Raw genomic sequence first — 13,012 nt, forward strand, 5'->3', positions numbered from 1 at the left:
CGGCCTCGGGTGAGAGTGGACTGGACCACCCTCTGAGGCGAAAGCAGGCACGGCTCATGGCGACTTTGTGCAGACCCTCGGTGTCCGTTCCAGAGCATGTGATCACGATGGAGGAGACGCTGGAGCTGGCGCGCTCCCGGCACTCCGACCACCCTCAACTGCCGCTGGCGCTCCGGCTGATCGAGAACACGGGTGTACGCACCCGGCACATCGTGCAGCCCATCGAGGAGACGCTGAAGCACCCCGGCTTCGAGGACCGCAACAAGATCTACGTGGCCGAGGCCAAGGCCCGGGTCCCCTCCGTGGTCCAGCGGGCGCTCGACGACGCGGAGCTGCTCACCAGCGACATCGACGTGATCATCTACGTCTCGTGCACGGGCTTCATGATGCCCTCGCTCACGGCCTGGCTGATCAACGAGATGGACTTCGACGCCACCACCCGCCAGATACCCATAGCCCAGCTGGGCTGCGCGGCGGGCGGCGCGGCGATCAACCGGGCGCACGACTTCTGCATGGCCTACCCGGAGGGCAACGCGCTCATCGTGGCCTGCGAGTTCTGCTCGCTGTGCTACCAGCCCACCGACCTCGGCATCGGCTCCCTGCTCTCCAACGGACTGTTCGGCGACGGGATCGCCGCCGCCGTGGTGCGCGGCCGGGGCGGCGAGGGCATCAAGCTGGAGCGCAACGGCTCGTACCTGATCCCCAAGACCGAAGAGTGGATCATGTACGACGTCCGGGCCACCGGTTTCCACTTCCTGCTGGACAAGCGGGTGCCCGCCACCATGGAGCCGCTCGCCCCGGCGCTCCAGGACCTCGCGGGGCTGCACGGCTGGGACGCGGCCGACCTGGACTTCTACATCGTCCACGCGGGCGGGCCCCGAATACTCGACGACCTCAGCAAGTTCCTCCAGGTCGACCCGCACGCCTTCCGCTTCAGCCGGGCCACGCTCACCGAGTACGGCAACATCGCCAGCGCCGTCGTCCTGGACGCGCTGCGCCGGCTGTTCGACGAGGGCGGTGCCCGGCACCGGGCGCGCGGGCTGCTCGCCGGGTTCGGACCCGGTATCACCGCCGAGATGAGTCTCGGCCGCTGGCAGCGCATGGACGAAGAGGCGGCATGACCGAAGAGACGCTCACCGAGATCCTCCCCCCGATCCGGCACTGGCCGGCGCTCGATCTGTCCGGGGTCGACTTCGACCCGGTGCTGACCGAGCTGATGCGGGAGGGCCCCATCACCCGGATCCAGCTGCCCAACGGTGAGGGCTGGGCCTGGCTGGTCACCCGGTACGACGACGTACGCATGGTGACCAACGACCCCCGGTTCAGCCGCGAGGCGGTCATGGACCGGCCGGTCACCCGGCTCGCCCCGCACTTCATCCCGGCCCGTGGCGCGGTCGGCTTCCTCGACCCGCCGGACCACACCCGGCTGCGCCGCTCGGTGGCCGCCGCCTTCACCGCGAAGGGCGTGGAGCGCATCCGGGAGATGTCCCGCCGCATGCTGGACGACCTGGTCGACGAACTCCTCCAGGACGAGCCGCCCGCCGATCTCAGCGCGACGGTTCTCTCCCCGTTCCCCATCGCGGTGATCTGCGAGCTGATGGGCGTACCGGCGGCGGACCGCCACATCATGCACACCTGGACCCAGCTGATCCTCTCGTCCGCGCACGGCGCCGACGTCAGCGAGAAGGCCAGGAACGAGATGGGCGCGTACTTCGCCGCGCTCATCAGGGACCGGGAGAACAGCTCCGCCGAGGACGTCACCTCCCTGCTCGGCGCCGCCGTGGGCCGGGGCGAGGTGACGACGGAGGAGGCCGTGGGGCTCGCGGTGCTCCTCCAGATCGGCGGCGAGGCGGTCACCAACAACAGCGGGCAGATGTTCTACATCCTGCTGACCCGGCCCGATCTGGCCGAACGGCTGCGCGCCGAGCCGGAGATCCGCCCGCAGGCCATCGACGAGCTGCTGCGCTACATCCCGCACCGCAACGCGGTGGGCCTGTCCCGGATCGCCACCGAGGACGTGGGCATCCGGGGGGTACGGATCCGGGCCGGGGACGCGATCTACGTCTCGTACCTGGCCGCCAACCGTGACCCGGACGTCTTCCCGTTCCCGGAGACGATCGACTTCGCGCGCTCGCCGAACCCGCATGTCTCCTTCGGCTTCGGTCCGCACTACTGCCCCGGCGGGATGCTGGCGCGGATGGAGTCGCAGCTCCTGGTGGACGCGCTGCTGGACCGGCTGCCGGGACTGCGGCTCGCGGTGCCGCCGGAGAAGGTGCCGTTCAAGAAGGGCGCGTTGATCCGTGGGCCCGAGGCTCTGCCCGTGACGTGGTGAGCGGCCAATGACGGCGACGGAGGGGCTGCTGGTGCCCCCGGGGCACGGCCGGGTCGTGCAGACCCCGGCCCAGCATGTGACCTTCAAGGTCACCGGCTCCCACTCGCGCATGGCGTCCACGTTCGAGGTGATCGTGCCCCCGGGCTTCGACGTGGGCGCCCATGTGCACACCCGCAGCGAGGAGCTGTTCTACGTACTCGAAGGCGAGCTGGACGTCCTCGCCTTCGAGCCGAGGGTGCGCACCCCCGACAACTGGCAGCGCTGGCAGTCCGGTTCCGGCAACCGGGTGGTACGGGCCACCCCGGGCACGGTCATCGCCGTACCCCCCGGCTGCCCCCACGCCTTCGCCAACCCGACGGACGAGCCCGCGAAGATGTTCTTCCAGGCGAGCCCGCCTCCGGATCACGAGCGGTACTTCGAGGAGTTGCTGGAGATCCTGGGCGGCGGGGGGCCGCCGGATCTCGCGGCGATCGAGGAGCTGCGAAGCCGTTATGACATCGAGCAACTGACGCCACTCAAACATCGTTAGCGGATCGGCATGCCCGAGAGCGTCCGGGCGATCACGAGCCGCTGGATCTCACTCGTGCCCTCGAAGATGGTGTAGATCGCCGCGTCCCGGTGCATCCGCTCCACCGGATATTCCCGCGTGTAGCCGTTGCCACCGAGGATCTGGATCGCCTGACCCGTGACCTTCTTCGCCGTCTCGCTGGCGAACAGCTTGGACATCGAGCCCTCGGCCGCCGTGAACGGCTTCCCGTTGACCGCCATCCACGACGCGCGCCACACCAGCAGCCGCGCCGCGTCGATCGACGTACGCATGTCGGCGAGCTGGAAGGCGACACCCTGGTTGTCGATGATCGGGCGGCCGAACTGCTCACGCGTCGTCGCGTACTCCAGAGCCACCTCGTACGCGGCACGGGCGGTGCCCACGGCCATGGCGCCCACCGCCGGACGCGACGCCTCGAACGTGGCCATCGCCGCGTTCTTCACCCGCTCGCCGCCGCCGGCCTTGGCCCGCTCGCGGGCCCGCGCCAGGCGCTCGTCCAGCTTCTCCTTGCCGCCGAGGAGGCAGGAGCCGGGCACCCGGACGTTCTCCAGGACGACCTCGGCGGTGTGCGAGGCGCGGATGCCGTGCTTCTTGAACTTCTGGCCCTGGGACAGGCCCGGCGTGTTCGGCGGGACGATGAAGGAGGCGTGCCCCTTGGAGCCCAGCTCGGCGTCGACGACAGCGACGACGACATGGACGTTGGCGATGCCGCCGTTGGTCGCCCAGGTCTTCGTGCCGTTGAGGACCCACTCGTCCTTGGCCTCGTCGTACACGGCCCGGGTGCGCATGGAAGCGACGTCGGAACCGGCGTCGGGCTCGGAGGAGCAGAACGCGGCGACCTTGACATCGTTGGTGTCGCCGTACATCTGGGGGATCCAGGTGCCGATCTGCTCCTCGGTGCCGTTGGCGAGGACGCCCACGGCGGCGAGGCCGGTGCCGACGATGGACAGCGCGATGCCCGCGTCGCCCCAGAACAGTTCCTCCATGGCCATCGGAATGCCGAGGCCGGTGGGGTCGAAGTACTGCTGGGCGTAGAAGTCGAGGGAGTAGATGCCGACCTTCGCGGCCTCCTGGATGACCGGCCAGGGAGTCTCCTCACGCTCGTCCCATTCGGCGGCCGCGGGGCGGATGACGTCGGCGGCGAAACCGTGCAGCCAGTCCCGGACCTCCTTCTGTTCGTCGTTGAGCTCCATGGTGAACTCGGCCATGACTCCTCCAGCGGCGGCGCACGTGCGTGTTACTTGCGGTAACCGAAGTCTGTTACCGGCGGGTAGGAAAAGTCAACTCCTGATGACCGGTCGGCAGCCCGTTCGATGTCAGCGCCGTATTGAGTGTTAGTTTGCGCAGGCGGCACCGAAACAGCACGGGTGGGGAGAGCACATGGACACCACACAGCGGACCGAGCAGCAGCGGTCGGCGGATCGCCGTCGGCGTGAGCTGCTGGAGGCCGCGGACAGAGTGGTGCTGCGCGACGGCCCGCAGGCGTCGATGAACGCCATCGCGGCGGAGGCCGGTATCACCAAGCCGATCCTGTACCGGCACTTCGGCGACAAGGGTGGACTTTACGCGGCCTTGGCGAAGCGGCACACGGACGCGTTGCTGGATTCGCTGCGGGCGGCGCTGGATGCTCCGGCGGAGCGGCGTGAGCGGGTCGAGGCCACGTTGGACTGCTACCTCGCCGCTATTGAGGCCCGGCCTCAGGTGTACCGGTTCCTCATGCACCCCGCGGACGGTGGACAGACCGGGGATCAGGGGTTCGACGTCGGTAAGCACTCGGCTCCTCTGCTGCGGCGGATGGGTGAGGAGTTGGCGCAGGTCATCGAGGATCGGCTGGACCTCGGGCCCGGGAGTCAGCAGCTGGCTCGGGTGTGGGGGCATGGGATCGTCGGGATGATGCATGCGGCGGGTGACTGGTGGCTGGGTGAACGGCCCTGCACCCGGGCGGAGTTGGTTCGGAGTCTGGCTGATCTGTTGTGGGGTCGGCTTGCGGCGGCAGGGGACAAGATGGGCGGTCCAGGTTTCTGAGTCGCTGCGGGCCGGTGGGGGCTGATCGCGCAGCTCCCCGCGCCCCTAGGAAAGTCACCTGGCCCTGTGCCAAGACGCTCTGCTCACCTGGCGCATCAACCTCTTGTGCCGCCAACCCTCCACCCGGTCCGCATACACCATCCCCTCCACGTGGTCGCACTCATGCTGCAAGCACCTCGCGAAGAAACCCGTCCCATGTACCGTCACCGGCTCCCCGGTCACCGTGAAACCCTCGACCACCGCGTGGTCGAAACGTTCCGTCCCGGCCTCCAGGCCCGGCAGGGACAGGCAGCCCTCGGGGCCGCGGATCACCACTCCGTCGGCCGTCACCAAGCGCGGGTTCACCACATGGCCCAGGTGCCGGACGTCCTCGTCGTCGGGGCAGTCGTAGACGAACACCCGCAGCGGCTCGCCGACTTGGCTCGCCGCGAGGCCCACGCCCTGCGCCGCGTACATCGTCGCGAACATGTCCTCGACGAGCGTCGCCAGTTCGGGGCCGAAGTCCGTGACGTCCTTGGCGGGGGCGTGCAGCACCGGGTCACCGAGCAGGATGAGAGGCCGGACACGCCCGTGGGCGCCCGGGATGGAGCCTTGTCGCATGGCGGCAAGGTTACGGCCGATTCGGGAGTGAGAATGGATCTCGATAGGCTGACCACCTACGACGTTGGGAGGATCGAGGACTGATGGCAGGCAACTCGGACCCGCTCACTCCGCGGGCCAAGATCGCCGTGACCGCGGGCAAGGCGGTCGCGGCGGCATCGCGCGCGGCGGGGCGCGGCAGCGGATCGGTGATCGGCGGCCGGGTGGCGCTGAAGCTCGACCCCGACCTCCTCGCACGGCTGGCGCAGAACCTGGACGTCGTCCTGGTGTCGGCGACCAACGGCAAGACCACGACCACCCGGCTGATCGCGGAGGCGCTGCGCGCCGCGGGGCCGGTCGTCTCCAACGCGCTCGGCGCCAACATGCCCGCGGGCATCACCTCCGCGCTGGCCGGCGGCTCCGAGGCGCGCTACGGCGTCATCGAGGTCGATGAGAAGTACCTGGCGGGCGTCGCCCGGGACACCGACCCCAAGTGCATCGCCCTGCTGAACCTCTCCCGCGACCAGCTCGACCGCGCCGCGGAGACCCGCATGCTCGCGGAGAACTGGCGCGAGGGCCTCGCCGGGTCGAAGGCCGTGATCGTGGCCAACGCCGACGACCCGCTGGTGGTGTGGGCCGCGTCCTCCTCCGCCAATGTGATCTGGGTCGCCGCCGGGCAGATGTGGAAGGACGACGCCTGGTCCTGCCCGTCCTGCGGCGGTGTGATGCAGCGTCCCGGCGACGACTGGTTCTGCGGCGACTGCGGCTTCAGGCGTCCGACGCCGAGCTGGGCGCTCTCGGGTGACCACGTCCTCGACCCGCACGGCTCCGCCTGGCCCATCCACCTCCAGCTGCCGGGCCGCGCCAACAAGGCCAACGCCGCCTCCTCGGCCGCCGTCGCCGCCGTGTTCGGGGTGCCTCCGCAGGTGGCCCTGGAGCGCATGTACCAGGTGCAGGCCGTGGCCGGCCGCTACGACGTCGTCCAGTTCCAGGAGCGCGACCTCCGGCTGCTGCTCGCGAAGAACCCGGCGGGCTGGCTCGAGACGTTCTCCCTGATCGACCCGCCGCCCACCCCGGTGATCCTCTCGGTGAACGCGCGCGGCGCCGACGGCACCGACACCTCCTGGCTGTGGGACGTCGACTACACGCGTCTGACCGGGCACCCGATCTGCGTGATCGGCGACCGCAAGCTGGACCTCGCGGTGCGTCTGGAGGTCGCGAACCAGCAGTTCCAGGTCTGCGAGAACCTCGACCAGGCGGTGCAGCTGTGCCCGCCCGGCCGGATCGAGGTCATCGCCAACTACACCGCGTTCCAGGACCTGCGCCGCCGCGTCGGCAACTGACGTATCCGTAAGGACAGTGACTTCATGAGTGACAACCAACTGCGGGTCGTCTGGGTCTATCCGGACCTGCTGAGCACTTACGGCGACCAGGGCAACGTCCTCGTCGTGGAGCGCCGGGCCCGGCAGCGCGGCCTGGACGTGGCCCGGCTCGACGTGCGCAGCGACCAGCCGATCCCGACCTCCGGTGACATCTACCTGATCGGCGGCGGCGAGGACCGGCCGCAGCGCCTCGCGGCCGAGCGGCTGCGCCGCGACGGGGGCCTGCACCGGGCCGTCGGCAACGGCGCGATCGTGTTCTCGGTGTGCGCGGGCTACCAGATCCTCGGCCACGAGTTCATCAACGACCTCGGCCAGCGCGAGCCCGGCCTCGGTCTGCTGGACGTGGTCTCGGTGCGCGGCGAGGGCGAGCGGTGCGTCGGTGACGTACTCGGCGACATCGACCCGCGGCTCGGTCTGCCCCCGCTGACCGGCTTCGAGAACCACCAGGGCGTCACCCACCTCGGCCCGACGGCCCGCCCGCTCGCCCAGGTCCGCCTGGGCAACGGCAACGGCACCGGCGACGGCACCGAGGGCGCGTACAACGACACGGTGTTCGGTACGTACATGCACGGCCCGGTGCTCGCCCGGAACCCGCTCATCGCCGATCTGCTGCTGAAGCTGGCGCTGGATGTGAACGCCCTGCCGCCGACGGATGACCGCTGGTACGAGGCGCTGCGCAGCGAGCGGATCTCGGCCGCCCAGCAGCCCGCGTGACCTGGGCGTTCCAGAGGTACTGAAGCCGCTTTCCAGCGCGCCCTGCCACCGTGCTCATCGGGCCCGCCTGACGGCACGTCCGCTCACATGTGCGGGCGCGTCCAGCAGGCGGACGCCCGGTGCGGTGCCACCCCCTCACGCCGGTAGGGTGGCCGGGATCAAGCCGGACAACGTGGTCCGGTCCCCGGCCCACGTTGAGAAGGTATTTCGGGCTATGCGCATTGGTGTCCTCACGTCCGGCGGCGACTGCCCCGGCCTGAACGCCGTCATCCGGTCCGTCGTGCACCGTGCCGTCGTCGACCACGGCGACGAGGTCATCGGTTTCCGGGACGGCTGGAAAGGTCTCCTGGAGTGCGACTACCTCAAGCTCGACCTGGACGCGGTGGGCGGCATCCTCGCCCGCGGCGGCACCATCCTCGGCTCCTCCCGGGTCCAGCCCTCGCATCTGCGGGACGGTGTGGAGCGGGCGAAGGGGCATGTGCAGGAACTCGGGCTCGACGCGATCATCCCGATCGGCGGTGAGGGCACGCTGAAGGCGGCCCGGCTGCTGTCGGACAACGGCCTGCCGATCGTCGGCGTGCCGAAGACCATCGACAACGACATCGCGGTCACGGATGTCACCTTCGGCTTCGACACGGCCGTCGGTGTCGCGACCGAGGCGCTCGACCGGCTGAAGACCACCGCCGAGTCGCATCAGCGGGTGCTGGTGGTGGAGGTCATGGGCCGCCACACCGGCTGGATCGCGCTGCACTCCGGTATGGCGGCCGGCGCGCACGCGGTCGTCGTGCCCGAGCGCCCCTTCGACATCGAGGAGTTGGCCCGCAAGGTCGGCGAGCGGTTCGACGCGGGCAAGCGGTTCGCCATCGTTGTCGCGGCGGAGGGCGCCAAGCCCAAGGCCGGGTCCATGGAGTTCGACGAGGGCGGCAAGGACGTCTACGGCCACGAGCGCTTCGCGGGCATCGCGCGGCAGCTCTCCATCGAGCTGGAGCACCGGCTCGGCAAGGAGGCGCGGCCGGTGATCCTCGGGCATGTGCAGCGGGGCGGCACGCCGACCGCGTACGACCGGGTCCTCGCCACCCGCTTCGGGTGGCACGCGGTGGAGGCCGTGCACCGCGGGGAGTTCGGGAAGATGACCGCGCTGCGCGGCACCGACATCGTGATGGTGTCGCTGGCGGAGGCCGTGGAGACGCTGAAGACGGTGCCGGAGGACCGGTACACCGAGGCGGAGTGCGTGCTGTAGTCCGGACGGGAACAATCGGCCCCCGGTCACTGGCGTGACCGGGGGCCGTTCTAATGTGGGGGCCGGACAGACTTGCACAACCCCCACGAAACAGGAGCCGCCGCATGGATCACAGCGGGCACGGCATGATGATGGATCTGCCGCCGTTCACGCTGGGACGAGGGCTTCAGTGGTCGGCGGATCCCTTCTTCCTCGTCGCCTGTCTGGCCGGGCTCGCCCTGTACGGCTGGGGTGTGGTGCGGCTGCGGCGGCGCGGGGACTCCTGGCCGGTGGCGCGGACGGTGTCGTACGTCCTCGGTGTGCTGTCCGTCGCCCTGATGATGTGCACCAAGCTGAACGACTACGGCATGGTCATGTTCAGCGTGCACATGGTGCAGCACATGGTGATCAGCATGCTGTCGCCGATCCTGATCCTGCTCGGCGCCCCGATGACCCTGGCGCTGCGCGCGCTGCCGGTCGCGGGCCGGGGCCGCAAGGGGCCGCGTGAACTGCTGCTGATGCTGCTGCACAGCCGCTACATGCGGATCATCACGCACCCTGTCTTCACCATTCCGATGTTCATCGCGAGCCTGTACGCGCTGTACTTCACCCCGCTCTTCGACTTCCTGATGGGCTCCAGGACCGGGCACATCGCGATGATGGTGCACTTCTTCGCCGTCGGTGTGGTGTTCTTCTGGCCGATCATCGGCGTGGACCCGGGGCCGCACCGGCCGGGCTATCTGATGCGGATGCTGGAGCTGTTCGCGGGCATGCCGTTCCACGCCTTCTTCGGTATCGCGCTGATGATGGCGTCCGCCCCCATGGTCAAGACGTTCGAGAACCCGCCCGCCTCGCTCGGCATCGACGCGCTCTCCGACCAGAACGCGGCCGGCGGAATCGCCTGGGCGTTCAGCGAGATCCCGTCCGTACTGGTGCTGATCGCGCTGCTGTTCCAGTGGTACGGCTCCGAGCAGCGGCAGGCCAAGCGCAAGGACCGGGCCGCCGACCGGGACGGCGACAAGGAACTCGAGGCGTACAACGCCTATTTGGCCTCATTGAACGCACGGGGAAACTAACCGGCCTGAATCGGTTTTCGTTCAGTAGCATGAAACGCGTCGGGGGAACCGCCGGGGGGAGCGGTGATGACGCGTGGATTGTTCGTGCGGGTTCTGCTGGTTTGTGTTCTTGCGCTCAGCGCGTGTGACAGAGCGGCGCCTTTGCTCACGGTGAAGGCGGTCGCCGCGGGAGTTCCGTCGCTCGCGCCCTTCTTCGACGAGAGCAACGGGCTGGGGCGTGATGCCCGGGTCAGGTCGCGGGATGTGCGTGCCGGTCTCCAGCGGGGGGATACTCCGGGGCTCTACGGCGGCTCCAGGCAGCCGACGATCTGCGACGTCGGAAAGCTGGAGCGGTTTCTGACGGACCCCGCCAACGAGCGGAAGGCCGCGGCCTGGGCGCGGGCGCTGGAGATCACCACGGAGGGGATTCCGGCTTATCTGGACCGGCTCACACCGGTTCTGCTGCGTCACGACACACTCGTGAAGAACCACGACTACAAAAAGGAAAAGGCCGTCCCCTTCGACTCCTTGCTCCAGGCCGGGATCGCCCTTCTCGTCGATGCGCAGGGACAGCCCGCCGTGAAGTGTTCGTGCGGCAATCCGCTGCGGCCTTTCGAGGGCGACACCAGTCGCATTTCCGTCGAGTTCGAGGACGGGAACGAGAAGTGGAAGGGATATGACCGCGCCTCGGTGGTGAGCGTGCGGCCCGCGTCCCGGAAGGTGGAGCGGCTCGCCCTGGTGGACGTGGAGGAGCCGGCCCGGGGCATCAACCGGCCCGTCGGAACGGCGGGCGAGGACGACACGGTCTTCGACGCGGAGCGGCGGCGGGCGGTGCCCGATGTGGTGGGGGCGACGTTCGGCCAGGCCGCGGGCCGGCTGACCGGTCAGGGCCTGGCCGTCGGGTACGCCGGGGAGGGGCTGCCGTCGGACGGTGCGCTGGTCACGGGGTCGAATCCGGCGGCGGGGGCTCAGCTGGCGTTCGGGGAGTACGTGACGCTGACCGTGGCGGAGTCCCGCTCCGGGTCTCCGAGGACCACGCCCGGTCCGCCCGACCTGCCGGTGCCTTCGTCGTCCGCGACAGCGCCCTCGTCACCCGGGCCGCCCGGTTCTTCCGGGACCCCGAGCGAGCCACCGCCGTCCTCGGAGGAGCCCCCGTCCTCGACGCCACCTCCGTCGTCCAAGGACCCGGCGACCACCTCGCCGCCGCCCACGTCGACGCCACCCCCGACCATCACCAGCGCGCCCCCGCCCAGCACCACCGCTCCCCCGACCACCAGCAGCGACCCTCCCCCGCCCGGCACCCCGCCGAGCACCACCACCAGCACCGCCCCCACCTCCAGCGCGACCACGTAGAACCCCGCGGACCCGGGAGTCACCGGATGCCTTCAGGATCATCGACGTCGGGAGTGGGCCGGGTCATCGCCGGCCGCTATCTGCTGCTGCACCGGCTCGGGGGCGGCGGCATGGGGCATGTCTGGCTCGCCCACGACCAGAGACTCGTCTGCGAGGTCGCGCTCAAGGAGATCGTGTTCCGCGACCCGGCCGAGGCGGACCACGAGCGGGAGGCCCGGGTCGCGCGGGCCCGCGCCGAGGCCCGGCACGCGGCCGGGCTGCGCGACCACCCGCACGTGGCGACCGTGCACGACGTGCTGGAGCACGAGGGACTGCCCTGGATCGTCATGGAGTACGTGGCGGGCGCCGTGGACCTGCGCGACCTGGTCGAGCAGCGCGGCCCGCTCGCCCCGGCGGAGTGCGCCCGCATCGGGCTCGCCGTACTGGACGCGCTCACCGCGGGACACCAGCGGGGTGTGCTGCACCGGGATGTGAAGCCGGCGAACATCCTGCTCGCGCCGGACCGCACCGGCGCCCCGTACGGGCGGGTCCTACTCACCGACTACGGCATCTCCGTGCAGCCGTCCACCGGGGAGACCAGGTGGACCATGGCCTCCGCGCTGGTGGGGACCTCCGGGTATCTGGCGCCGGAGCGGGCCACAGGCGGGGCGCCCACGCCGGCCGCCGATCTGTTCTCGCTGGGGTGCACGCTCTACTTCGGGGTCGAGGGGCAGGGCCCGTTCGCCCGCGCGTCGCATCTCGCGGAGCTGACGGCCGTGGTGGCGGAGGAGCCGCGGCCCGCGCTGCGCGCCGGTGCGCTGGGGCCGGTCGTGCACGCACTGCTCGCGAAGGATCCGGCGGCGCGGCCGTCCGCGGCCGAGGCGGAGGCGGCGCTGTCGCGGATCGTGGTGCCGCAGGCCGGGGCGTACTCCCGGACGCAGACCGACCTGGGCTCCCAGCCACAGTGGGCGGCGCCGCCGGCCGCGCCCGGACCCCGGCACGCCCGCCGCCGGGTCCTGCACTCCGCGCTCGCCGGGCTGCTGGGTCTTGCGCTGGCCGGGGGCGGGGTCTGGTATGCCGTGGCCGGGCAGGACGACGAGGAGGGATCCCCGCGGCCGTACGGCGAGGGGGTCGGGCTCGCCCGGGCGCTGGAGGGCGGGGACTGTGTGCTCGCGGACTGGCCGGGGGCCGCGGCCTTCCAGGGGACGCCCCGGCTGACCGTGGACCCCAGCTGCGCGGACCAGGCACCGGACGGGCAGGTGATGGCGTTCGTGAAGGCCGCGTCGGCCGAGCAGGCGCGGGCGGAGGGGGCCGCGCGGTGCGAGGAGCGGACGCAGGAGCTGCGGGGCAGGCTGGCGGATGTGCGGGCGTTCGCGGTGGTGCCGACGGAGGCCGGGTTCGAGGCGGCCGGGCGGCGTACGGCCTGTCTGGTGCTCGGCGCGCACGGGCCGGTGTACGGGCCGCTGGGCGGGTACCGCGAGCCGGGTACGGCCTTCGCGGACACGGCGACCATGCAGCGCCGGGACTGTGTGGACGTACGTTCGAATCGGGAGGCGCGGCTGGTGTCCTGCGCCGGGGCCTACGACGAGCAGGTGCTGGGGTTCACCCGGCTGGGCGAGGACGTGACGCTCACCGAGGCGCGTACCGAGTCCGATGCGGCCTGTGCCCGTGAGGTGCCGCCGCGGGACTTCGGATTCGACCCTTCCGTCTATACCGCCGGGTCGTGGACCAGCCAGGGGCCCTGGAAATCGGGCACACATTTCGTCGTGTGCACCGTGCGGAAGCAGAACGGGGGCACCATGGAGGGGGACGAACCATGAGGAGGGT

The 13,012-nt window shown here is 70.5% G+C and carries 12 protein-coding genes; 10 read left to right on the forward strand and 2 right to left on the reverse strand.

Features of this window, described 5'->3' with window-relative positions; genetic code table 11:
• The first annotated feature begins 32 nt into the window (after positions 1 to 32).
• From STRCI_RS05640 to STRCI_RS05650, 3 genes are read left to right on the forward strand one after another with little or no spacing between them, the layout of a single operon-like run.
• The gene (locus tag STRCI_RS05640) at positions 33 to 1,121 is read left to right on the forward strand and encodes a type III polyketide synthase (RefSeq protein ID WP_418953452.1); all 1,089 of its coding nucleotides are present in this window, start codon (positions 33 to 35) and stop codon (positions 1,119 to 1,121) included.
• A complete protein-coding gene (locus tag STRCI_RS05645) occupies positions 1,118 to 2,332 on the forward strand; it encodes a cytochrome P450 (RefSeq protein WP_269657728.1) in 1,215 nt (404 codons plus the stop codon). The genes STRCI_RS05640 and STRCI_RS05645 overlap by 4 nt, the downstream gene beginning before the upstream one ends.
• Before the next feature lie 7 nt (positions 2,333 to 2,339).
• Positions 2,340 to 2,861, forward strand: coding sequence for a cupin domain-containing protein (locus tag STRCI_RS05650; RefSeq protein ID WP_269657729.1), 522 nt, complete (start codon positions 2,340 to 2,342; stop codon positions 2,859 to 2,861).
• Here STRCI_RS05650 and STRCI_RS05655 read toward each other — a convergent pair.
• Positions 2,858 to 4,087, reverse strand: coding sequence for an acyl-CoA dehydrogenase family protein (locus STRCI_RS05655; RefSeq protein WP_269657730.1), 1,230 nt, complete (start codon positions 4,085 to 4,087; stop codon positions 2,858 to 2,860). The genes STRCI_RS05650 and STRCI_RS05655 overlap by 4 nt on opposite strands.
• A 172-nt stretch (positions 4,088 to 4,259) precedes the next feature.
• On the opposite strand from STRCI_RS05655, the gene STRCI_RS05660 reads away from it, so the two are divergent.
• Positions 4,260 to 4,904: a TetR/AcrR family transcriptional regulator gene (locus tag STRCI_RS05660; protein ID WP_269657731.1), complete on the forward strand. Its 645-nt coding sequence runs from the start codon at positions 4,260 to 4,262 to the stop codon at positions 4,902 to 4,904.
• Positions 4,905 to 4,958: 54 nt separating this feature from the next.
• Here the strand turns inward: STRCI_RS05660 and def are convergent, their stop codons facing one another.
• The gene (def, locus tag STRCI_RS05665; RefSeq protein WP_269657732.1) at positions 4,959 to 5,504 is read right to left on the reverse strand and encodes a peptide deformylase; all 546 of its coding nucleotides are present in this window, start codon (positions 5,502 to 5,504) and stop codon (positions 4,959 to 4,961) included.
• An 83-nt stretch (positions 5,505 to 5,587) separates the two neighbouring features.
• Between def and STRCI_RS05670 the strand changes: the two genes are divergently transcribed.
• From STRCI_RS05670 to STRCI_RS05695, 6 genes are all read left to right on the forward strand, one after another.
• Positions 5,588 to 6,826 (forward strand): MurT ligase domain-containing protein, encoded by a 1,239-nt coding sequence (locus tag STRCI_RS05670; protein ID WP_269657733.1) that lies wholly within the window; start codon positions 5,588 to 5,590, stop codon positions 6,824 to 6,826.
• A 24-nt stretch (positions 6,827 to 6,850) separates the two neighbouring features.
• A complete protein-coding gene (locus tag STRCI_RS05675) occupies positions 6,851 to 7,579 on the forward strand; it encodes a type 1 glutamine amidotransferase (RefSeq protein ID WP_269657734.1) in 729 nt (242 codons plus the stop codon).
• A 214-nt stretch (positions 7,580 to 7,793) separates the two neighbouring features.
• Positions 7,794 to 8,819, forward strand: a complete 1,026-nt coding sequence (locus STRCI_RS05680) for a 6-phosphofructokinase (RefSeq protein WP_269657735.1) — start codon at positions 7,794 to 7,796, stop codon at positions 8,817 to 8,819.
• Between the two features lie 104 nt (positions 8,820 to 8,923).
• Positions 8,924 to 9,874, forward strand: coding sequence for a cytochrome c oxidase assembly protein (locus STRCI_RS05685; RefSeq protein ID WP_269657736.1), 951 nt, complete (start codon positions 8,924 to 8,926; stop codon positions 9,872 to 9,874).
• Between the two features lie 150 nt (positions 9,875 to 10,024).
• A complete protein-coding gene (locus tag STRCI_RS05690) occupies positions 10,025 to 11,206 on the forward strand; it encodes a PASTA domain-containing protein (RefSeq protein ID WP_336298848.1) in 1,182 nt (393 codons plus the stop codon).
• Positions 11,207 to 11,232: 26 nt separating this feature from the next.
• Positions 11,233 to 13,005, forward strand: coding sequence for a serine/threonine-protein kinase (locus STRCI_RS05695; protein WP_269657738.1), 1,773 nt, complete (start codon positions 11,233 to 11,235; stop codon positions 13,003 to 13,005).
• Positions 13,006 to 13,012: the final 7 nt, after the last annotated feature.

This window comes from Streptomyces cinnabarinus, from assembly GCF_027270315.1.
Taxonomy (GTDB): domain Bacteria; phylum Actinomycetota; class Actinomycetes; order Streptomycetales; family Streptomycetaceae; genus Streptomyces; species Streptomyces cinnabarinus.